Source organism: Simplicispira metamorpha, from assembly GCF_004341365.1.
GTDB lineage: Bacteria > Pseudomonadota > Gammaproteobacteria > Burkholderiales > Burkholderiaceae_C > Simplicispira > Simplicispira metamorpha.
In genome coordinates, this window is sequence record NZ_SLXH01000001.1 from 1 (window position 1) to 22,192 (window position 22,192).

General features: G+C 65.7%; 18 protein-coding genes and 1 pseudogene. 8 read left to right on the forward strand and 11 right to left on the reverse strand.

The genetic code is table 11. The features are described from left to right. A pseudogene (locus EV674_RS00005) lies at positions 1-86 on the forward strand (IS5/IS1182 family transposase); the annotation flags it as partial. A gap of 809 nt (positions 87-895) precedes the next feature. Here EV674_RS00005 and EV674_RS00010 read toward each other — a convergent pair. Together EV674_RS00010 and dtd are read right to left on the reverse strand one after the other, a co-directional pair. After that, the gene (locus EV674_RS00010; protein WP_119014763.1) at positions 896-1,213 is read right to left on the reverse strand and encodes a YnfA family protein; all 318 of its coding nucleotides are present in this window, start codon (positions 1,211-1,213) and stop codon (positions 896-898) included. After that, positions 1,210-1,725: a D-aminoacyl-tRNA deacylase gene (dtd, locus tag EV674_RS00015; protein ID WP_119014764.1), complete on the reverse strand. Its 516-nt coding sequence runs from the start codon at positions 1,723-1,725 to the stop codon at positions 1,210-1,212. Before dtd ends, EV674_RS00010 begins: the two co-directional genes overlap by 4 nt. Positions 1,726-1,927: 202 nt before the next feature. Here dtd and EV674_RS00020 point away from each other — a divergent pair, with 202 nt between their 5' ends. Next, a complete protein-coding gene (locus EV674_RS00020) occupies positions 1,928-2,422 on the forward strand; it encodes a GlcG/HbpS family heme-binding protein (protein WP_193552727.1) in 495 nt (164 codons plus the stop codon). Positions 2,423-2,569: 147 nt separating this feature from the next. Here the strand turns inward: EV674_RS00020 and dbpA are convergent, their stop codons facing one another. Both dbpA and EV674_RS00030 read right to left on the reverse strand, forming a co-directional pair. Beyond that, entirely contained in the window at positions 2,570-3,973 is a 1,404-nt protein-coding gene (gene dbpA / locus EV674_RS00025; protein WP_119014765.1) for an ATP-dependent RNA helicase DbpA, read from the reverse strand. A gap of 46 nt (positions 3,974-4,019) precedes the next feature. Continuing rightward, positions 4,020-5,330 (reverse strand): MgtC/SapB family protein, encoded by a 1,311-nt coding sequence (locus EV674_RS00030; protein ID WP_119014776.1) that lies wholly within the window; start codon positions 5,328-5,330, stop codon positions 4,020-4,022. Between the two features lie 121 nt (positions 5,331-5,451). Between EV674_RS00030 and EV674_RS00035 the strand changes: the two genes are divergently transcribed. After that, complete coding sequence (locus tag EV674_RS00035) at positions 5,452-6,933, forward strand: AMP nucleosidase (protein WP_119014766.1); 1,482 nt, start codon at positions 5,452-5,454, stop codon at positions 6,931-6,933. Positions 6,934-7,038: 105 nt separating this feature from the next. Here EV674_RS00035 and EV674_RS00040 read toward each other — a convergent pair whose 3' ends face one another. The 5 genes from EV674_RS00040 to EV674_RS00060 form a co-directional block, all read right to left on the reverse strand. Next, on the reverse strand, positions 7,039-8,268 hold the full coding sequence (locus tag EV674_RS00040; protein ID WP_119014777.1) for an acetate/propionate family kinase: 1,230 nt from the start codon (positions 8,266-8,268) through the stop codon (positions 7,039-7,041). A gap of 18 nt (positions 8,269-8,286) precedes the next feature. Then, complete coding sequence (locus EV674_RS00045) at positions 8,287-9,723, reverse strand: bifunctional enoyl-CoA hydratase/phosphate acetyltransferase (protein WP_119014767.1); 1,437 nt, start codon at positions 9,721-9,723, stop codon at positions 8,287-8,289. A 64-nt stretch (positions 9,724-9,787) separates the two neighbouring features. Continuing rightward, the gene (gene fabI / locus EV674_RS00050; protein WP_119014768.1) at positions 9,788-10,567 is read right to left on the reverse strand and encodes an enoyl-ACP reductase FabI; all 780 of its coding nucleotides are present in this window, start codon (positions 10,565-10,567) and stop codon (positions 9,788-9,790) included. A gap of 99 nt (positions 10,568-10,666) precedes the next feature. Next, a complete protein-coding gene (locus tag EV674_RS00055) occupies positions 10,667-11,095 on the reverse strand; it encodes a hypothetical protein (protein ID WP_119014769.1) in 429 nt (142 codons plus the stop codon). Beyond that, on the reverse strand, positions 11,085-12,896 hold the full coding sequence (locus EV674_RS00060) for a PHA/PHB synthase family protein (RefSeq protein WP_119014770.1): 1,812 nt from the start codon (positions 12,894-12,896) through the stop codon (positions 11,085-11,087). The genes EV674_RS00055 and EV674_RS00060 overlap by 11 nt, the downstream gene beginning before the upstream one ends. Positions 12,897-13,114: 218 nt before the next feature. Between EV674_RS00060 and EV674_RS00065 the strand changes: the two genes are divergently transcribed. From EV674_RS00065 to EV674_RS00075, 3 genes are all read left to right on the forward strand, one after another. Beyond that, positions 13,115-14,077, forward strand: coding sequence for an ATP-binding cassette domain-containing protein (locus EV674_RS00065; protein ID WP_119014778.1), 963 nt, complete (start codon positions 13,115-13,117; stop codon positions 14,075-14,077). A gap of 97 nt (positions 14,078-14,174) precedes the next feature. Next, positions 14,175-15,350, forward strand: coding sequence for a PDDEXK nuclease domain-containing protein (locus EV674_RS00070; protein ID WP_119014771.1), 1,176 nt, complete (start codon positions 14,175-14,177; stop codon positions 15,348-15,350). Then, positions 15,347-16,186 (forward strand): ABC transporter permease, encoded by an 840-nt coding sequence (locus EV674_RS00075; RefSeq protein ID WP_119014772.1) that lies wholly within the window; start codon positions 15,347-15,349, stop codon positions 16,184-16,186. Before EV674_RS00070 ends, EV674_RS00075 begins: the two co-directional genes overlap by 4 nt. Before the next feature lie 133 nt (positions 16,187-16,319). Here EV674_RS00075 and EV674_RS00080 read toward each other — a convergent pair whose 3' ends face one another. Then, complete coding sequence (locus EV674_RS00080) at positions 16,320-17,915, reverse strand: GMC family oxidoreductase (protein WP_119014773.1); 1,596 nt, start codon at positions 17,913-17,915, stop codon at positions 16,320-16,322. A gap of 118 nt (positions 17,916-18,033) precedes the next feature. On the opposite strand from EV674_RS00080, the gene EV674_RS00085 reads away from it, so the two are divergent. Together EV674_RS00085 and EV674_RS00090 are read left to right on the forward strand one after the other, a co-directional pair. After that, complete coding sequence (locus EV674_RS00085) at positions 18,034-18,882, forward strand: 3-hydroxybutyryl-CoA dehydrogenase (RefSeq protein ID WP_119014774.1); 849 nt, start codon at positions 18,034-18,036, stop codon at positions 18,880-18,882. Positions 18,883-19,146: 264 nt separating this feature from the next. Next, the gene (locus tag EV674_RS00090) at positions 19,147-20,187 is read left to right on the forward strand and encodes a serine/threonine protein kinase (protein WP_132750330.1); all 1,041 of its coding nucleotides are present in this window, start codon (positions 19,147-19,149) and stop codon (positions 20,185-20,187) included. A gap of 22 nt (positions 20,188-20,209) precedes the next feature. On the opposite strand, the gene EV674_RS00095 is transcribed toward EV674_RS00090, so the two are convergent. Beyond that, a complete protein-coding gene (locus EV674_RS00095; RefSeq protein WP_119014895.1) occupies positions 20,210-22,165 on the reverse strand; it encodes an MFS transporter in 1,956 nt (651 codons plus the stop codon). Positions 22,166-22,192: the final 27 nt, after the last annotated feature.

Genomic DNA, 22,192 nt, shown 5'->3' on the forward strand with positions numbered 1-22,192 from the left:
TGTGGAAGAACTGCGAGCGTTGGCTCAATACCAGTTTGCAATTCATCCATCTAGCATTCTTGGCGCTAATGCTCAAAAGACTTTGAACACGTTCTCAGGTTGGTCGGAAGGGGGCTTTGTCACCATGGCGTTTCTGGAGAAGCTGGAAAAAGAAGGCATCCCAGTCAGTGCCGCAGCCACTGCCAGCGCGCCACTGGATGTGTTTGCCATGCTCAATGGCTTTTTGAACTACCCACGCGCCATTGATGCCAACTGGATCAATTCCACCATCATTCTCTCGGCATTTGCCTTTGAAAATTATTACAACGTGCCGGGAATGGCCAAATCCGTCATCAACGACGAATATTACGAAATATCCAAAAAAGCCTACCTGCGCGAAAAAATCAATCCCGAGAATATCCCCACCGATTTGCGCAAGCTGGTGCGGCCCGAGTATTTTGACCATCGATTCTTTGCCGCATCACCATATGGCCGCTTGCTGAAAGACACCACAGCCTACAGCTGGATATACCAAAGCCCGGTTCGCAATTACTATGGCGAATCGGACGAGGCCATTCCTGTGGGCATCGGCAAAATGGCCATGACCTACCAGCAATCGATTGGCAATGGCAACCCGAATGTCATTGCCATTTCCACGGGCAAAACCTCCCACCGGGGCACCTATGCGATGGCCGCGCCAGAGTGGAAAAAGTGGTTTGATTCGCTGGTAAAAAAATAACGCCGCTCGCGCAGGCCGTTGTGCGCTGCGGGCAGGCCGATTGCGCCTCGGTGGCCGCTGCGGTTTCGCGCTGTCGATCCGGCCACCGCCATACGATCAAAACCACCCCAAACCCTTGTGCGATGAGCGCTGGCAGCTCTCATTTTTGAAGCACCCTGGGGCCAGCCCTCTACCGACTCAGCGCGGCTGAAAGGCAATCAGCGCCATACCCAGCAGGGCGACGGCCACACCGGCCACGTCCCAGGCAGAAGGGCGCACGCCGTCCACCGCCCACAGCCAGACGATGGCGGCGCCGATGTACACACCGCCATAGGCGGCATAGACCCGGCCCGAGGCAGTGTCGTGCAGGCTCAAGAGCCAGGCAAACAGCGCCAGGCTGGCCGCTGCGGGCAGCAGCAGCCACACCGGGCCGTGCTGGCGCAGCCACAGATACGGCAGGTAGCAGCCGACGATTTCGGCCAGCGCGGTGGCCAGGTAGAGCAAAAAGGTTTTCACGCCGCCGTGCCGACGACCGTGCTGGTGCTGGTGCTGCCGTTGGGCTGTGCCGCCGCCGGGGCCACACGCAGCGGGATGGTGACGGGGCCATCGTTGACCAGATGCACCTGCATATCGGCGGCAAACTCGCCCGTGGCTACCACCGGGTGGGCGGCGCGGGCCTGGGCGACCAGGTAGTCGTACAGGCGGCGGCCCTCATCGGGGGCGGCGGCCTGGGTGAAGCTGGGGCGGTTGCCGCTGCGGGTGTCGGCGGCCAGCGTGAACTGGCTCACCAGCAGCAGGCCACCAGCGCCGCCCTGGCCGTCCAGGTCTTGCACGCTGCGGTTCATCTTGCCCGCGCCGTCGCTGAAGATGCGCAGCTTGAGCAGTTTGGCCAGCAGTTTGTCGGCCTCTTTGTCGGTATCGCCGCGCTCGGCGCAAACCAGCACCAACAGGCCCGCGCCAATCTGCCCCACCACCTGCCCGGCCACTTCGACGTGCGCCTGGCGCACACGCTGCAACACACTGATCATTCGTCACTCCTTCCAAGGCGGGCGATTACACCAGACCGCACGACGCGGCCCACCACCCTGCATGGGCACGGCAAGCGATGGCATCGGCTGCGCAGCGCTGGCACTGGTAAGCACCCGCATGGTCAGAGAGGGGCTTTCTCTCTACAGTGGGGGTGCAGCGCCGTCATCGTTGCGCTGCCTACCCGCCAACGGAGAACCTTCCATGCCACACCCCATCCTCCCGACCTCGGCCCTGGCCCTTGCACTGATGGCCACTGCTGCCAGCGCCCAGTCCGTGCGCACCGAGCAAAACATCTCGCTCGATTTGGCCAACCAGATTGCCGCCCACACGGTGGCCGCCTGCGCGGCCAACGGTTATGCCGTCACGGCCACCGTCGTGGACCGCGCGGGCACCGTGCGCGCCGTGCAGCGCGCCGACCATGCAGGCCCGCACACGCTCGATGCCAGCCGCCTGAAGGCTTACACCTCGGCCTCGGCCAAGAACACCACGCTGGCCATGATGGAGGGCGCACAAAAGAACCCTGCCGCCGCCAACCTGGTGCATATCCCGGGCTACCTGCTGCTGGGCGGTGGCGTGCCGGTGAAGGTGGGCAATGAAGTGATCGGCGCCGTCGGTGTAGGGGGCGCGCCAGGCGGGCATCTGGATGAGCAGTGCGCCATGGCAGCCCTGGCCAAGGTACAAGAACAGCTCAAGTAAACCGCTGCGGGGCGCCGACGTGTTCACGCGGCGGCAGCCTCTGCTATTGCTATTGCTATTGCTATTGCTATTGATTCAATAGCTGCTCGCGCTTGATCTGCGGGCGCTGAAGGCACTTTAGATGCCTATTCCAGCGCTGCCAAGCCGTCAATCCGTGACCAGCCGTGCCTTAACGCTCTTGCCTTTGACGCGCCCGCTGTTGAGCCGCTGCACCACCTGCGGCGCAATGCTGCGCTCTACGGCCACGTAGGTGGAGAACTCGTTGACGTTGATCTTGCCCACCTGTTCGCGCGTGTAGCCCATGTCGCCGGTGAGGGCGCCCAGCACGTCGCCGGCGCGGATTTTTTCCTTGCGCCCGCCAATGATTTGCACCGTGGCCATGGGCGGCACCAGTGGGCCGCTGCCGGTGGGGGTGAGTTCGCTCAGGGGGCTCCATGCCGATTCACGCCCTTGCAGCACCTCGATTTTGCCGACGCTGCCCATCTCGTCCATGCTGGCCAGATTCAGCGCCAGCCCCTCGGCATCACCCCGGCCCGTGCGGCCAATGCGGTGGATATGCACTTCGGGGTCGGGCGTGACATCGACGTTGATGACAGCGGCCAGGTTGGCGATGTCGAGGCCGCGCGCGGCCACGTCCGTGGCCACCAGCACCGAGCAGCTGCGGTTGGCAAACTGCACCAGCACCTGGTCGCGCTCGCGCTGCTCCAGTTCGCCGTACAGGGCCAGCGCGCTGACGCCCTGGGCTTGCAGCACGGCCACCAGATCGCGGCATTGCTGCTTGGTGTTGCAAAAGGCCAGCGCGCTTTCAGGGCGAAAGTGGTTCAGCAGCAGGCCCACGGCGTGCAGGCGCTCGCTGTTCTTGACCTCGTACCAGCGCTGCTCAATCTTGCCCGCGCTGTGCTGCGCCTGCACGGTGATTTGCTGCGGGTTGCGCATGAACTGCTGGCTGAGCTTGGCAATGCCTTCGGGGTAGGTGGCCGAGAACAGCAGCGTCTGGCGCTCTTTGGGGCACTGGCGCGCCACGGTGGCGATGTCGTCAAAAAAGCCCATGTCGAGCATGCGGTCGGCCTCGTCCAGCACCAGGGTGTTGAGCTGGTCGAGGGCAAAGTTTTGCCGCTCCAGGTGGTCCATGATGCGGCCCGGCGTGCCCACCACAATGTGCGCGCCGTGCGACAGGCTTTGCGCCTGGCCGCGCAGCGGCACGCCGCCGCACAGGGTGACGACCTTGATGTTCTCTTCGGCGCGCGCCAGGCGGCGGATCTCCGCGCTGACCTGGTCGGCCAGCTCGCGCGTGGGGCACAGCACCAGCGCCTGCACGCCAAAGCAGCGCGGGTTCAGCCGTGCCAGCAGCGCCAGGCCAAAGGCCGCCGTTTTGCCGCTGCCAGTGCTGGCCTGGGCAATCAGGTCTTTGCCCAGCAAAGCGGGGGGCAGGCTGGCCGCCTGGATGGGGGTCATGCTGGTGTAGCCCAGCTGTTGCAAGTTCGAGAGTTGGGCGGGGCTCAGGGCCAGCGCGCTGAAATCAGTGCTGGCTTGGGGGGTTTGGGATGTCATGGCCGCGATTATCCGGCGCGGCCACCCAGCGACCACCGCGCTGCGGCTATTGCAAGGCCAGCACGCCCACAAAGGCCAGTGTGTGCGCCACGATGCCTGGCGCTGCGGCCAACGCATAACGCCAGCCGCCGCTGAGCAGGGCCACGGCGCATTTGCTGCACGCATGCACCAGCATGGCCACCATCAGGGTGAACTTGACAGCAGGCGCCTCGGCGCTGCCGGGCAGGCCCTGCACCAGCACGGCGGCAGTGGCGGCGTGGGCATCGACCAGCGAGGCCAGCAAAGTGCCCACCAGCATGCCCGCATCGCCCTGCCACAGCGTGAGCGCATGCACGCCCACCTGGATGCCGGTGAGCAGGCCAGCAATCAGCACGGCATCGCGCAGCTTGAACATGGGGGCATTGGGCAGTACGGGGGCGGGGGCGGCATCGTCACTATCGGCCACGCCGGGGCCGGTCGCGGTGGCGCCTGTGCCCTGGGGCGAGCGCCCCTGTGCCCGCTTGCGCCCACTCCACCAGCCCCACGCTGCCGCCGCAGCAGCACCGGCCATGGCGGGCAGCCACAGGGGCCGCAGCCACTGCGGCTGCACGGCGGCGGCCACCACCAGAATCTGCACCATGGTGGCGGTGCATGACAGCACGGCGGCGGCGGCATGCAGGCGCACCACGCCCTGGCCAGCGCGCACCTCCATGCCCAGGCTGGCGATGGTGGCCGTGCTGGAAACAAACCCCGAGGCCAGCGCCGACAGCGCCATGGCATTGCGCGCCTGCATCAGCCGCTTGCCCACATGCGCCAGCGACTGGATCACCAGCAGCACAATCACCAGGCGCACCAGCACCTGCGGGTTCAGTACCCCTTCCCACAAGGGACGGTTGGGGGCCAGCGGGTACACCAGCAGGGCCAGCGCGGCCAGTACCAGGCCGCTGCGCACCTCGCCCGGCTGCAGCCACTGGTTGACAAACTGGTGCAGCCCCTCGCGCACCAGCAACAGCCCCGTGGCCATCACCGCCAGGGCCGCAGCCAGCATCTGGTCGTGGACGCTGGTGATGCCGATCAGGTAGGCCAGCAGCAGGGCAATTTCTGTGGTCACGCCAGGGTCGCTGGAACGCTCGCGGGCATAGGCCACCACGGTCAGCACCACCACCAGCAAGGCCCCCACCACCACCAGCGCCGGATCGCCCAGCAACCCGGCCGTGGCGCCGCTGATGGACACCAGCGTGAACGAGCGCACCCCGGCCAGCGAGCGATCAGGCCCATCGCCCTTGCGGCGTTCGCGCTCTATGCCCATGAGCAAGCCGCACCCGGCCGCACTGGCCAGCACCGCCATGGCGGTCGAAAAATCGGTTATCTGCTGCATGGCGCGCTTGCCTTTCTTTGAATGTGAATCTGCCACCGATGGCATCGCGCATGGTGGCAGGGCAAAGCGCTGCTGCACATCCTGTCATACACCAACACCAGCACGTGTGGACAATAGCCCGATGCCCCACACACCGCCCTTCACCGCCCCCACCCGCCACACCGACCCGCAGGCCGCACTGGCCCAGGTGCAGCACATCTACCAGCAACAGATAGAGCACCTGCGCGCCGCCATGCAGCGCTTTGTTGCGGGCCACGACACGCCCGAGCCAGCGCGCGCGTTCTACCCGTTCGTGCGCCTGCACACCACCACCGTGGCGCGCGCCGACAGCAAGCTGGCCTATGGCTTTGTTGAAGGGCCGGGCCGCTTCGAGACCACGCTCACCCGCCCCGACCTGTTTGGCGACTACTACCTGGAGCAGTTTCGGCTGCTCCTGAAAAACCACGGCGTGGCGCTGGAGGTGGGCACCAGCACGCACCCCATCCCCATCCACTTCTCGTTTGCCGAGAACGACCACATCGAAGGCACGCTCAGCCCCGAGCGGCGCCTGCTGATGCGCGATGTGTTCGACCTGCCCGACCTGGCCGCCATGGACGACGGCATCGCCAACGGCACGCACCAGCAGCGCCCGGGCGAGGCGCAGCCGCTGTCGCTGTTCACGGCGCCGCGCGTGGACTACTCGCTGCACCGCCTGCGCCACTACACCGGCACGCTGCCCGAGTGGGTGCAGAACTTTGTGCTGTTCACCAACTACCAGTTCTACATCGACGAGTTTGTGCGCCTGGGCCACGCTGAAATGGCCAAACCCGATAGCGAATACATCGCCTTCATCGAGCCGGGCAACGTGGTCACCCGCCGCGTGGGCCTGCCGCCGCAAGACGGTGACGAGCGCGGCGCGCCCCCGCCGCGCCTGCCGCAAATGCCCGCCTACCACCTGGTGCGCGCCGACAGGAGCGGCATCACCATGGTCAACATTGGCGTCGGCCCGGCCAATGCCAAAACCATCACCGACCACATCGCCGTGCTGCGCCCGCACGCCTGGCTGATGCTGGGCCACTGCGCCGGTCTGCGCAACAGCCAGCAGCTGGGCGACTACGTGCTGGCCCACGCCTATGTGCGCGAGGACCATGTGCTCGACGAAGACCTGCCGCTGTGGGTGCCGATTCCCGCGCTGGCCGAGATCCAGGTGGCGCTGGAGCAGGCTGTGGCCGACGTCACGCAGATGGGCCGCGACGAGCTCAAGCGCATCATGCGCACCGGCACCGTGGCCAGCACCGACAACCGCAACTGGGAACTGCTGCCCGACAACACCCCCCAGCGCCGCTTCAGCCAGAGCCGCGCCGTGGCGCTGGACATGGAGAGCGCCACCATCTCCGCCAACGGCTTCCGCTTCCGCGTGCCCTACGGCACACTCTTGTGCGTGAGCGACAAACCGCTGCATGGCGAGATCAAACTGCCCGGCATGGCCAACCACTTCTACCGCGAGCGGGTCGATCAGCACCTGCGCATCGGCATGCGCGCCATCGACATCCTGCGCCAGGGCGGCGTGCAGCGCCTGCACAGCCGCAAACTGCGCAGCTTTGCCGAGGTGGCGTTCCAGTAAACGCCCGCCAGCGCCCATGAAAAAAGCCCGGCATGCCGGGCTTTGCTATTTTTTTAATAGCTGCTTGCGCCCACTGCGCAAGCGCCAGAGGCCGATTTAATGCTTTTAATCGGCCATCTCCAAGACGGGCGCCGGGGCGATGGCGTCATCCCCCTGGTGCAGCAGGTGGGCCGCTTCGCGGGCGGCCACGCGGCCTTCGTCGGTGGGCACCACCCAGATTTCGACGCTGCTGCCGGGCGCATGGACGACCTGCACGCTGTCTTGCGTAGCCAGGGCGTTGCGCTCGGTGTCGATCTTCACGCCCAGCCAGCCCAGGCGATCGCAGACCTGCGCGCGCAGCACGGCATCGTGCTCGCCAATGCCGCCGCTGAAGGCCAGCACGTCCAGCCCGCCCATACAGGCCACCATCGCGCCGGACTCGCGCACCACGCGGTAGGTGAACTGGTCGATGGCGCGCTGTGCGGCCACGCTGCCATCCGCGCGCAGGCGGCGCATGTCGGCAGAAATGCCCGACACGCCCAGCAGGCCGCTTTGCTTGTAGAGCAGCTTCTGGATACGGTCGTGGTCCCAGCCTTGCTCCATCAGGTACAGCAGCACACCGGCGTCCAGCGTACCGCTGCGCGTGCCCATCATCAGGCCGTCCAGCGCAGAAAAACCCATGCTGGTGGCGCAGCTGCGCCCGTCCTGCGCGGCGCACAGGCTGGCGCCGTTGCCCAGGTGGGCCATCAGCACCCGGCCCCGCCCACGCGGCGACTGCGCCAGCAGCGTGTCCATGATGTACTGGTACGACAGACCATGGAACCCGTAGCGGCGCACGCCCTGCTCGGTCAGCGATGCTGGCAGGGCAAAGGCGCTGGCCACGTCGGGCAAGCTGGCGTGAAAAGCGGTGTCAAAACACGCCACCTGGGGCAGCGCCGGAAACGCTTGGCGGAACGAGCGCACCCCCGCCAGGTTGTGCGGCTGGTGCAGGGGCGCCAGCGAGTTCAGGCGCTCCAGGCGCTCGAGCACCGCATCGGTGACCAGCACGCTCTCGCGGAAAGCCTGGCCGCCGTGTACCACGCGGTGGGCCACAGCGCGGATGGGTGGAGCGCCCTCCAGGTCGGCCAGCAGGCTGCGCAAGCTGGCCAGTGCGCGCTGAAACGGGCTATCGCCCTGGCCGGTGATGGCCTGGCGCTGGCGCTGGCCCGCAAAAGACCACACCATTTCGGGCGCACCTGCGGGCTCCAGGCCCTCAATGCAGCCCGTGAGCACGCTGGGCTGCACCTGGCCACCTTGCAAAGGGTGCAGGGAGAACTTGAGCGAGGACGAGCCCGCATTGACAGCAAGAATAGCCATGGCGATCAACCCTTTCGGTCAGTCTTTGAGCAGGGCAGCGGCCTTGACCGTGCGCTCGCGGCGGGCGTCGTAAGCGGCCAGCACGGCCAGCAGCGCCGAGGCGACGCGGGCAGTGGGGCCATCGGCACGGCTGGTCAGGGCAATTGGCACGCGCGCGCCCAGCACCAAGCCCGAGCCCGTGGCGCCGGCCAGGTATTCGAGCTGCTTGGCCAGCATGTTGCCGCTTTCCAGATCGGGCACGGCCAGGATGTCGGCATCACCGGCCACCACCGACTCAATGTGCTTGATCTCTGCGGCGTGGGCCGAGATGGCATTGTCAAAGGCCAGCGGGCCATCGAGCACGCCGCCGGTGATCTGGCCACGGTCAGCCATCTTGCACAGGGCAGCGGCGTCCAGCGTGGAGGGGATGTTGGGGCTGACCGTCTCGACCGCCGACAGGATGGCCACTTTGGGGGTGGCCACGCCCATGATGCGGGCAAAGTCGATGGCGTTCTGGATGATGTCCTTCTTCTCTTGCAGATTCGGGCTGATGTTCAGCGCCGCGTCGGTGATGAGCAGCGGCTTGGGGTACAGCGGCACGTCAAAGCGGAACACGTGCGACATGCGGCGGCCCGTGCGCAGCGAGTGCTCGGCCAGCACGGCCTTGACCATCTCGTCGGTGTGCAGGCTGCCCTTCATGATCACTTCGACCTCGCCGCGCGCAGCCATGCCAGCGCCCATTTGGGCCGCAGCGTGGCTGTGCTCCACATCAATGATCTCGACACCATCGAGGTCGATGTTGGCTTCCGTGGCCACCAGGCGGATGCGCTTGGCGGGGCCAATCAGCACGGGCACGATCAGGCCGTGGCGGGCCGAATCCATGGCGCCGCTGAGCGAACCCACATCGCACGGATGCACCACTGCGCAGCGCACGGCGGGCATGCCGTCGGCCAGGGCCAGCAGTTCTTTGAAGCGGGCTTCGGGATCGAACAACTGGATTTGTGGCGCATTGATCTTGGGCAGGCGCACTTTTTCCGTCGGGGGCATGACGCGGGCCGTGCCGTGCAGCACGACTGCACCTTTTTGGTTGATGACCTGGCAGTCCAGCTCGGCGCGTTTTTTCTCGTCGTCCTTGCTGACCACGGTGGCCGTAACGGTCAGCGTATCGCCAATGCGCACGGGTTTGACGAACTTGAGGTTTTGCTCCAGGTAAATGGTGCCGGGGCCGGGAAACTGCGTGCCCAGCAGCGCCGAAATCAGTGCGCCGCCCCACATGCCGTGGGCGATAACGCCGTGGAACAGCGTGTCGTTGGCGTATTCGGGGTTCAGGTGGGCGGGGTTGGTGTCGCCCGAGACGGCAGCGAAAGCCTGGATGTCGGCCTGCGTGAGGGTGCGCAGCAGGCGCGCGCTCTGGCCCACGCTGAGTTCGTCGTAGGTGACGTTTTCAAGCCATTCGGTGTGCGGTGTCGTATTCATATCGGTGTGGTCCTTTGCGGCAGGCGCAAGTTCACGAAAAAAGGAGGGGGAAGCAGGCCGTGCCTCAGGCCATGGCGTGGCAGCCAGCGTCCACGTAGATGGTCTGGCCGGTCATGCCCGAGGAAGCATCCGTACACAGGAAGGCGCACAGGTTGGCGATCTCGGTCAGCGTCACCAGGCGCTTGAGGGGCGACTTGGCCACGGCATTGGCCATCAGGTCATCAAAACTGGCGATGCCCGAAGAAGCGCGCGTCAGGATGGGGCCTGGGGAGACGGCATGGACGCGGATGCCTTGTTCGCCCAGTTCCATGGCCATGTAGCGCGTCAGCGATTCCAGCGCGGCCTTGACCGGGCCCATCAGGCCGTAGTGGGGCACGGCCTCGTCGGCGCCCAGGTAGGTCATGCTGAGCATGCTGCCGCCGTTGGGCATGTGGGGTGCGCACAGCTTGGCCAGGCGGGCAAACGAGTGGCACGACACGGCCATGGCGCGCGAGAAGCCGTCGCTGGAGCTGTCGATCACGTTGCCGTGCAGGTCGGCCAGCGGCGCCCAGGCAATGGAGTGGATGACAAAGTCCAGCTGCCCCATGCGTGCGATGGCGTGCTGCACTGCCGCTTCGAGTTCGCCTTCTTCCTCGACGTTGCAAGTGACCAGCTCCACCCCGATAGGCTGGGTCAGTGGCTCCACAAAGCGGCGTGCCTTGTCGTTCAGGCAGGACACCACCAGTTCAGCGCCGAGTTGGTGCATCAATTGGGTGCAGCCCCAAGCAATGCTGCTTTCATTGGCCACGCCAAGAATCAGGCCTTTTTTACCTGCCAGGCTGAAGGTGGATGTATTGAGCGTCATGGAATGGATATCTCCAGAAAAAGCCAGGCGCGGCGGTACCGCGTCTGCTGGCGCAGGGCACGCAAGGTGCCGGGAAAAAGCGGTGTGGGCAAAAGCAGCTCAGAACCCATCGAACAGGCGCCGCAGATCGGCACCGGCAGCGCCGGGCTTGAAGCCTTCGCGCTCAAGCTGGTCTTGGGCGTTGACCAGGATGTGGCGCGTGGCATCGACGCCCACGCGGTCTACAAAACGGCGGGTCACGCCGTAGCGCAGCACCAGCAGGCCGCGCAGCTCTTCGCGCAAGTGGGATTTGCGGCGCTCGGGACTGCCTGCGGGCAAGGCGCTGTTGGCGGCAGCACGGCGCTCGTGCGCTGGGGCGCCGCCACCGTCCATGTTCAGCACGCGGTCCAGTTCGCTTTCGTTCTGCAAATCCACGTCCAGGGCGCTGGCCAGGCGGGCAATGCGGGCACTGAGTTGCTCGATGGAGCCGCTCATGCGTTGCAGGTGCGCGGCCAGGGCCTCTTCGGTGCGTTCACTCTCAGTCGGCATAGCGCACCATCACATATTCGCCGGGGGCATCGCACAGCACATGGGCCGGATCGATGGCGGGAGGCGCCACGGGCTTGCCCGAGCGCTCTTTGAGCCAGGCGTCCATGGCCTCCCACCAGGAGCCCTGGCGGGTGGGTGCGCTGGCCAGCCACTCATCGGGCTCGACCCAGCCCTGGTTGTCTTCAATGCTGTTGATCTGGTAGCTGCGGCGCGGCCGGCCAGGCTCAGAGACGATGCCTGCGTTGTGGCCACCGGCGGCCAGCACAAAGGTGACGTGGGTGTCGGTTTGCAGATGGATTTTGTACACCGAGCGCCAGGGCGACACGTGGTCGCGCGTGGTGCCCACCACCAGCATGGGGGCGTGGATGTCCATCAGCGCAATGCCCTGACCGGCCACGCGGTACTTGCCCGTGGCCAGCGCGTTGTTCAGGAACAGCGAAGACAGGTACTCCGAGTGCATGCGCGCGGGCAGGCGGGTGAGGTCGGAGTTCCAGCTCATCAGGTCGAAGTCGGCTTCTTCCTGGCCCAGCAGGTAGCGGCGCGTGTTGCGCGTGAACACCAGCTCGCGCATGTTCAGGAACTGGAACGAACCGGCCATGGCGCTGCCCGAGAGGTAGCCCTTGAGGTCCATCTGCTGGCGCAGGGTTTTGAGCTGTTCATCGTCAATGAACACGCCCATTTCGCCGGGTTCGCTGAAATCGGTTTGCGCCGCCAGCAGCGTGACCGAGGCCAGCTCGGGCAGACGCTCCATGGAGCGGTCTTCCGCGCGGCGGCCCGCCGTCTGGTTTTGCGCCATGCGGGTGTGGCGGCCCATGGCAGCGGCCACGATCGACAAGAAGGTGCCGCCCAGGCAGTAACCCAGGGCATGGACGCGCGGCGCACCGGCGCGCTCTTTGACGGCGGCGAGTGCATCCATGACGCCCATTTGGAGGTAGTCCTGCATGCCCAGATCGCGGTCGGAGGCATCGGGGTTGCGCCACGAAATGATGAACACCGTGTAACCCTGGCCCACCAGGTACTTGACCATGGAGTTGGACTGCGACAAGTCCAGGATGTAGTACTTCATGATGCACGAGGGCACGATGAGCAGCGGCTCGGGGTACACCTTGTCGGTAGTGGGCGTGTACTGGATCAGCTCGATCAGGTGGTTGCGGTACACCACCTTGCCGGGGGTAATCGCCACGTCCTTGCCGACTTCAAAGGTCAGCGGCTCCAGCACGTCGGGCGTGCTGCGGGCGGTTTCGGCCTTGCGCAGGTCTTCAGAAAAATGTTGATAGCCTTGCAGCAGGCTCTGGCCCTGGGTTTCCTGGGCCTTGTTCAAGGCTTCGGGGTTGGTCAGCAACCAGTTGGACGGGGTAAAGGTGTCCATGATCTGGCGGTTGAAAAACTCCACCATATGGCTGTGGTGGCGCGACATGCCATCGACCTGCACCGCCTCGCGCCACCAGGCGCTGTTGGCCTTGTAGCCTTCCTTGAGCGCACTGAAGGGCCACTGGCGCCAGCTGGCGTCGATAAAGCGGTTGTCGTTGTCTGCAATGGGCTGGCCGTTTTCATCCATAGGGGGATTGACGGCGGTGGCCATGGCTTGCTGGGCCAACGCCAGCGCCCGCTGCCCCAGCACCATCTGGCGCCCCGGCGAGGCGGCCAGGTGCATGGCCCAGTCGGCTGCGGCCAGCGCCAGTGCAATCGGAGACAAACCCATCGTGCTGCGTGTCAGGAAGCCGTGGAACGTTTCATCCAGCGCCTGGGTGGCCTCGCGCTGACGCTCAAACGGCACGCTGGATTTCGTCGGTTTTTCCATAGCAGATCCTCTGGGCTTCAAATGATTACAAAAAGGCAAGTATGCCAAAGTCCATATCGGACTGACCTTCCGGTCAGTACACCAAAAGCCCGGGTGTTTGAGCCATCTCAAGCCATGTGCCTCTGGGCGCTGGCGCGGCTGGCGCCGTGCCGGGAAGCGGCCAGATACCTGCCCCATGCTATGAGAGAACCTGCGACAAACACATGACAATGAACGCCATGAGCAGTGCACCACCCCCCTCCCCCCCTTTGCTGCAAGTGCAGGGCCTGCGCAAGCACTACGGTGCCACGACGGTGGTCGATGGCGTGTCGTTTGACATCGCCCCGGGCGAATGCCTGGGCGTGATCGGCCCCAATGGCGCGGGCAAGACCACCACCATCCGCATGTGCCTGGGCCTGACCGTGCCCGATGGCGGCAGCGTGCAGTTTCACCCCGGTGGCGGCGCGCCCGCGTTGGACATGCCGCGCGATGCGCTGGCCATCAAGGCCCAGCTGGGCGTGGTCACGCAGTTCGACACCCTCGACCCCGACTTCACCTGCCTGGAAAACCTGCGCGTGTTTGGCCGTTACTTCGGCCTCCAAGGCGCGGTGATGGACGAGCGCGCACCGCGCCTGCTGGAATTTGCTGCCCTCACCAGCAAGGCCGACGCCAAGCCCGGCGAACTCTCGGGCGGCATGAAGCGGCGCCTGTCGCTGGCGCGCGCGCTGGTCAACGCGCCGCGCCTGCTGCTGCTGGACGAACCCACCACCGGACTGGACCCGCAGGCGCGCCACCTGATGTGGGAGCGCCTGCAACGGCTGCTGCAACAGGGCACGGCCATCTTGCTCACCACCCACTTCATGGACGAGGCCGAGCGCCTGTGCTCGCGCCTGCTGGTGCTCGACCACGGCCAAAAAATTGCCGAAGGCCGCCCGCGCGATCTGATTGCCCAGCACCTGGAGCGCGACGTGGTCGAGGTGTACGGCCAAGGCGCGCTGGCGCTGGCCCACGATGGCGCCCTGCGCGCCCTGGCCGCGCGCGTGGAAGTCAGCGGCGAGACGGTGTTCTTCTACACCCAGGATGCGCGAGCGCTACTGGACGCGCTGCTGCTGCACCCGCACCTGCGCACGCTGCACCGGCCCGCCAACCTCGAAGACCTGTTCCTCAAACTCACGGGCCGCCAGATCCGCGCAGAGGGTTGACGCCTGCGACAGTGGTGCCGGGCGACTGGGCGCTGGTCGATAAACTGACCGGCGCCTGCCACACCCGGCAGGGCACGCAACACAACAAAGCACAGACATGACGGCACCCACCGCACCGGTCAGCCCCCATCTTGCCGACTACACCAGCGTCCACGGTGACATCGTGGCGCTGCTCGAAGCCGCCCGGCGCGCGGCTGCACGCAGCGTCAACGCCCTGATGACCGCCAGCTATTGGGAGATTGGCCGGCGCATCGTCGAATTGGAGCAAGGCGGCAAAGAACGGGCCGAATACGGCAAGGCCTTGCTGTTGCAACTGGCACAAGACCTGTCTGCCCGTTTTGGCCCGGGGTTCAGCAGGCGCAATTTGCAGCAAATGCGTCTGTTCTACCTGGCTTGGCCTGCGGAACAGATTTGGCAGACGGTGTCTGCCAAATCCACACAGACCGGATTTTCCGAATCACTGGCCCGGCAATCCTTGGATCTGTCCGATCTGGCCCAAGCCTTCCCCTTGCCCTGGTCAGCCTATGTGCGCTTGCTCTCGGTCAAAAACGAGCACGCGCGCAGCTTTTATGAAACCGAAGCACTGCGCTGCGGCTGGAGCGTGCGGCAACTGGAACGGCAGATCAACAGCCAGTTCTACGAACGCATCGCCCTGTCGCGCAACAAGGCTGCCATGCTGGAAAAGGCCGAGGTGGCCGAGCCCGGCGACGCCATGACGCCCGAGCAAGCCATCAAAGACCCGTTCGTGTTGGAGTTTCTCAACCTGAAGGACGAATACTCCGAGTCTGACCTGGAAGATGCGCTGATACAGCACCTGGCCGACTTCCTGCTGGAGCTGGGCGATGACTTTGCTTTTCTGGGCCGCCAGCGCCGCTTGCGGCTCGATGACAGCTGGTTTCGCATTGACCTCTTGTTCTTTCACCGCAGCTTGAAATGCCTGCTGGTCATCGACCTCAAGGTCGGCCCGTTCAGCTACGCCGACGCAGGACAAATGCACATGTACCTGAACTACGCCCGCCAGCACTGGATGAAGCCGGGCGAAAACCCACCCGTGGGACTGATCCTGTGTTCCGGCGCCCACAGCAACGAAGCCCGCTACACCCTGGAGGGCTTGTCGAACAAGGTTTTGACTGCCGAATTCCGCACCGCACTGCCTGATGAGCGCCTGCTGGCCGAGGAGCTGGAAAAAACGCGGCGCGCACTGGAGGCGCGGCGCATCGGGCGGGGCCGCAATACACCGGGCAACGGCCCACCACCGCAGGACAACGCATGACCCCCCACCACACCGAATCCACCCCCCACCGCCCCGCCGCCCTGCCCCACCCCTGGCGCCTGCCCGAAGTCTCAGGGCGCTGGTGGCCGGTGTTTTTGCGCAACCTGCTGGTCTGGCGCAAGCTGGCCATTCCCAGCCTGGTGGGCAACATCGCCGAGCCGTTGATGTGGCTGGTGGCCTTTGGCTACGGCATGGGCGCGCTGGTGGGGCAGTTGCAAGTGGGCGGCCAGCCGGTGCCCTACATCCTGTTTCTGGCCAGCGGCAGCATCTGCATGAGCGCCATGAACGCAGCCAGCTTTGAGGCGCTGTACTCGGCCTTCTCGCGCATGCATGTGCAAAAAACCTGGGACGGCATCATGAACGCGCCCGTCAGCCTGGACAACATCGTGCTGGCCGAGATGCTCTGGGCCGCCTTCAAGGCGCTGTTCACCGTCACTGCCATTCTGGGCGTGATGCTGGCGCTGGGCATCAGCCATTCGCCCAAGCTGTTGGTGGCCTGGCCGGTGCTGCTGGGCGTGGGCGTGATGTTTTCCAGCATTGCGCTGATCTTCAACGCGCTGGCCAAGGGCTACGATTTCTTCACCTACTACTTCACGCTGGTGCTGACGCCGATGATGTTTTTGTCGGGCGTGTTCTTTCCGCGCGAGCAGCTGCCGCCGCTGGTGCGGCACATCTCTGACTGGTTGCCGCTGACCAACGCCGTGGAGCTGGTGCGCCCGCTGTTCATGGACCAGTGGCCCGCCAACCCGCTGCGCCACGCGCTGGTGCTGGTGGTGACGACGCTGGTGGCCTTCCAGCTGGCGCTGGTGCTGACGCGCAAGCGCTTTGCGGGCTGAGCGGCTGGCGGCTGGCGGCTGGCGGCTGGCGGTTCACCAGCACAGCGCGCCCCACTATTGCGCTCGACCCACTACTTTTTTGATAGCTGCTTGCGCTTACTGCATGGGCGCTAGAGGCCTATTTACCCATAAATCAGTGCACTGGGGCTGCGCGCAGCAAATCCACCGCTTTTTCGGCCACCATGATGGTGGGCGCATTGGTGTTGCCGCTGACGATGCGCGGCATGATGGACGCATCCACCACCCGCAGGCCCTGCACACCGTACACGCGCAGCCGGGCATCCACCACATCCAGCGGCCCCGGCCCCATGCGGCAACTGCCCACGGGGTGGTAGATGGTGTCAGCGTACTGGCGGATGAACTGCGCAATCTGCGCATCGGTCTGGGCCACAGCGGATGCGGGCAACTCGCGCGCGCCCCACTGCGCCAGCGCGCTCTGGGACAGGATGCGCCGCATACAGCGCACGCCGCGCACCAAGCGGGGCAGGTCGTCCGGGTGGCCAAAGAAGTTGGGGTCGACCAGCGGCAGGGCCAGCGGGTCGGCGCTGGCCAGGCTCACCTGGCCCCGGCTTTGCGGCTGCAACAGGCAGACGTGGCACGAGTAGCCATGGCCCCACACCGTCTTGCGCCCGTGGTCGAGCAGCTTGCCCACCACAAAGTGCAGTTGCAAATCGGGGGCGGCCTCGGAGGGCTGGCTTTTGATGAAGCCGCCCGCCTCGGCAAAGTTGCTGGTCAGTGCGCCGCTGCGGCTGCGCCGCCACTGCCACATGCCGCGCAGGATGTTCGCCATGCCGGGCAGCGACAGGCCAAACAGGTCGCGCAGCTGCGGCGCATCCATGACCTGCACCACATCGGGGTGGTCGTGCAGGTGCTGGCCCACGCCGGGCAGGTCGTGCACCAGGGCAATGCCGTGGCGCTGCAACACGGCGCCCGGCCCCACGCCCGAGAGCATCAGCAACTGCGGCGACAGCAGCGCGCCCGCGCTCAGCAGCACCTCGCGCGTGCAGCGCACCTGCTGCACGCAGCCGCCCTGGCGGTACTCCACGCCCACGGCACGGCACCCCTCGAACAGGATGCGCGTGGCCCGCGCGCCAGTGCGCACTTGCAGGTTGGGCCGCGACAGGTGCGGTGTCAGATACGCCTTGGCCGCACTGCAGCGTTCGCCGTTTTTGTGCGTCACCTGGTACAGACCCACGCCCTCTTGCGCCGCGCCGTTGAAGTCGGGGTTGTGCGCCCAGCCTGCCTGCACACCGGCCTGGACAAACGCGGTGCTGAAGGGGTTGGGCGTGGGCAAATCCATCACGTTCAGCGGGCCACCCGTGGCGTGCCAGGCGCTGGCGCCGCGCTCGTTGTGCTGGGCGCGCAAAAAATACGGCAGCACATCGCTCCAGGCCCAGCCGGGGTTGCCTTGCGCCGCCCAGTGGTCGTAATCCTGGGGCTGGCCACGGGCATAAATCATGGCGTTGACCGAGCTGGAGCCGCCCAGCACCTTGCCGCGCGGCTGGTAGCCGCTGCGCCCCAGCAGCGCGGGCTGGGGCGTGGTGCTCTGGCCCCAGCTATACAGCCCCAAGCGGGCCATCACCGCCAGCCCCGCCGGACAATGGATGAGCACACTGCGGTCTGCCGGGCCCGCCTCCAGCAGGCACACGCGCACCGCCGGGTCTTCCGAGAGGCGCCCGGCCAGCACACAGCCAGCCGAGCCGCCCCCGATCACGATGTAGTCGAACATGGCGCTTCCTGTCGCCTGCGCGGCAAAGGCGCAGCATCGGCAGCCACAGTAACCCAATCGCCACACCGCACACTTACTATGATGGGCGTCTCATTTCACTTTGAAGAGGGCTCTCTACATGACCATTACTACTGTCGGCATCATCGGCGCCGGAACCATGGGCAACGGCATTGCGCAGGCTTGCGCAGTCGCGGGCATCAACGCCATCATGGTGGACATCTCGGACGCGGCGGTGCAAAAAGGCCTGGCCACCGTCTCGGGCAGCCTGGACCGCCTGGTCAAGAAAGAAAAAATCACCGCCGCCGACAAGGACGCCATCCTCGGGCGCATCAAGACCTCTACCAGCTACGACGACCTCAAGGCCGCGCAGCTCGTGATCGAGGCCGCCACCGAGAACCACGCCCTCAAGATCAAAATCCTGCAACAGGTGGACGCCATCGTGGCCCCCGAGGTCATCATTGCCTCCAACACGTCCTCGATCTCCATCACCGCGCTGGGCGCCGCCACCAGCCGCGCTGACAAGTTCATCGGCATGCACTTTTTCAACCCCGTGCCGATGATGGCGCTGGTGGAAATCATCCGTGGCCTGCAAACCTCGGACGCTACGCACGACGCCGTCAAAGCCTTGGCCGTGGCGCTGGGCAAGAGCCCCATCACCGTCAAGAACAACCCCGGCTTTGTCGTGAACCGCATCCTGGTGCCAATGATCAACGAAGCCTTCTTCGTGCTGGCCGAAGGCCTGGCCACCCCCGAAGACATCGACGCCGGCATGAAGCTGGGCTGCAACCAGCCCATTGGCCCGCTGGCCCTGGCCGACATGATTGGCCTGGACGTGTGCCTGGCCGTGATGGACGTGTACCTGGCCGAGTTTGGCGACAGCAAGTACCGCCCCGCCCCGCTGCTCAAAGAAATGGTGGCCGCAGGCCGCCTGGGTCGCAAGAGCGGCCACGGCGTGTACCAGTACTGATCCCAGCGGCGGCGGCGCGGGCCGCTGCCCTGCGCGCTGCGGCCACCCGGCCCGCAGCGCCCCACCGCCGGAGCAGGCCACTGCCCCGGCTTTTTTATTTCTCAAAAATGATAGCTACTAGCGCACGATACACGGGCGTTTGGGGCCATTTTGGTCTTACAAATTAGTCCACCCCGGCAGCCCCGCGCCAGCACCACACCCTGGGCGCACCAGGGCTACCGCCACGGCAGCACACCGGCGCCGCAGGAAGGCGACAATGCCGCCATGACCCCCACCCCCGACCCCACCGGCCTGCACCCGTTCTCTACCCTGACGCCCGATGTGGTGCTCGACGCGCTGGCCAGCGTCGGCCTGTATGGCGATGGCCGCCTGATGGCGCTGTCGTCCTATGAAAACCGCGTCTACCAGGTCACGCTGGAAGACGGCGTGCGGGTGGTGGCCAAGTTCTATCGTCCCGGGCGCTGGAGCACGGCGCAAATCCTGGAAGAACACACCTTTGCCGCCGAGCTGATGGCTGCCGAGGTGCCCGCTGTGGGGCCGCTGGTGCTGCACAGCGCCACGCTGCACCAGCACGCGGACTTTGCCTTCAGCGTCAGCCCCTGGCGCGGCGGGCGCCTGCCCGAGCTGGATGATTTCGAGGTGCTGGAATGGATTGGCCGCTTTCTGGCGCGCATCCACACCGTGGGCGCGGCCCGGCCTTTTACCGAGCGCCCGGCCCTCAACGCCCAGCACTTTGGCCACGAACCACGCGACTGGCTGCTGGCGCACGACCTGATCCCGCTGGACATGCGCTCGCGCTGGCAAGACGCCTGCGATAAAGCTCTCGAATTGATAGCTTCTAGCGCAGGCCCCGCAAGCCCCGGAGACCGATTTGGCTTGCAAAATGCCACCCTGCTGCGCCTGCACGGCGACTGCCACCCCGGCAACATTTTGTGGACGCCGCTGGACGAATGGGGGCGCGGCGGCCCGCACTTTGTGGACTTGGACGACGCGCGCACCGGCCCCGCTGTGCAAGACCTGTGGATGCTGCTGTCGGGCGACCGGCGCCAGCGCACCCACCAGCTGGGCGCGCTGCTCGATGGCTACGAGCAGTTTCGCCCCTTCGACCGGCGCGAGCTGGCGCTGATCGAGCCACTGCGCACGCTGCGCCTGATCCACTACAGCGCCTGGCTGGCGCGGCGCTGGCAAGACCCGATTTTTCCGGTCAACTTTCCGTGGTTCGGCACCAGCGACTACTGGCGCAGCCAGGTGGACATGCTGCACGAGCAAATCGAGGCCCTGGGCGAAGAGCCCCTGTACGCCTGAAGCGCCGGCCCATGCCGACGCCTCACGGCGCCGCCAGCAAATCGGCCACGCGCGCGTGCAGGCCCTCGGGCGTGACCTCGGCGCCCGACAGGGCCGGGCCTACGTGCAAGCCCACCCGGTTGAACATGCCGCGCCGAAAAGGCCGCACCATGGCCTGCCCGCACTCAATGCGGCTGAAGAACGAGCCCCACAAATCGGTCAGCGCCATTGGCACCACCGGGGCCTGCACGCCCTCCATCTGGGCGCGCTCCAGGATTTTGACGATGCCGCCTTTGAAGGGCTGCAACTGCCCGTCGCGGGTGATGCCGCCCTCGGGGAAGATGGCCAGCAAATCGCCCTCACGCAGCACCTGCGCAGCGGCATCGAAAGCGGCCTGGTACGCCTGCGGGTCTTCTTTTTGCGGTGCCACCGGAATGGCCTTGGCCAGCCGGAACAGCCAGCCCAGCACCGGCACCTGAAAAATGCGGTGGTCCATCAAAAAGCGGATGGGCCGGGGGCTGGCCGCCATCAACAGCACTGCATCGACAAAGCTCACATGGTTGCAGGCCAGAATGGCCGCGCCGGTGGCCGGAATGTGCGCGTCACCACGCACCTGGAACCGGTAAATGAAGCGCGAGGCCACCCAGGCCACAAAGCGCAGCAAATACTCGGGCACCAGCATGAAGATGTAGAACGCCACCACCGCGTTGGCCAGGCCCGTGAGCAAAAACACCTGCGGCACCGTCAGGCCCGCACCCAGCAAGGCCCCGGCGATGAGCGAGCTGGCGATCATGAACAGCGCGTTCAGGATGTTGTTGGCCGCAATGATGCGGGCGCGGTGGGTGGGCTGGCTGCGCAGCTGGATCAGCGCGTACATGGGCACGCTGTACAGCCCGGCAAACAACGAGAGCAGCGCCAAGTCCGCCATCACGCGCCAGTGCGCAGGCTGTGCCAGAAAACCGCCCAGGCTGTAGTAGCCCGCCGCAGCACCCGCCATCAGGCCCGTGGGCGGCGGCAGCCCCCGCGCGGCAAAGTACAGGTCGATGGAGAACACGCTCATGCCGATGGCGCCCAGCGGCACCAGGCCGATCTCGACATGGCGGCGCGAGAGCACCTCGCACAAGAGCGAGCCTGTGCCAATGCCCACCGAAAACACCACCAGCAACAGCGACGCCACCTGCTCGTTGCCGTGCAGCACCTCTTTGGCAAAGCTGGGGAACTGGCTCAAAAACACCGCGCCAAAAAACCACATCCAGCTGATGCCCAGCAGCGAGCGAAACACCACCGGGTTGCCGTGCGCCAGGCGCAGGTTGCGCCACGTCTCGGTAAACGGGTTCCAGTTGACGCGCAGGCCGGGGTCGGTGGCCGGTGCGCCGGGGATGTACTGCGCCAACACCCGCCCCACCAGCGCCAGCGCCAGGCAGGCCAGCGCCACCGCACCGTGGCCCACGCCGGGCAGCGCCACCAGCAGGCCACCGGCCACGTTGCCCAGCAAGATGGCCACAAACGTGCCCATCTCCACCATGCCGTTGCCGCCCGTCAGCTCGCGCTCGCTCAGCACCTGGGGCAGGTAGGCAAACTTGACCGGGCCAAACAGCGTGGAATGCACGCCCATCAAGAACGTACACAGCAGCAGCACCGGCACCTGGCCCAGCCAAAAACCCAGCGCCGCCACCAGCATGATGGCGATCTCCAGGTTTTTGACGAAGCGGATCATGCGCGTCTTGTCGAACTTGTCGGTCAGCTGCCCCGCCGTGGCCGACAACAGCAGAAACGGCAGGATGAACAGCGCCCCAATCACCAGCCCCGCCATGGCCGGGGGCAGCCACGACACGCTGAGCTGGTAGGTCACCATCACCGTGAAGGCGAACTTGAACAGGTTGTCGTTAGCCGCGCCAGAAAACTGCGTCCAGAAAAACGGCGCAAAGCGGCGCTGGCGCAGCAGGGCAAACTGGTTGGGGTGATCGTCGGATGCGGAAACGCAATGCGGCTCGCTCATGGGCAACCTTGGAGAGGGAAGGGGTGG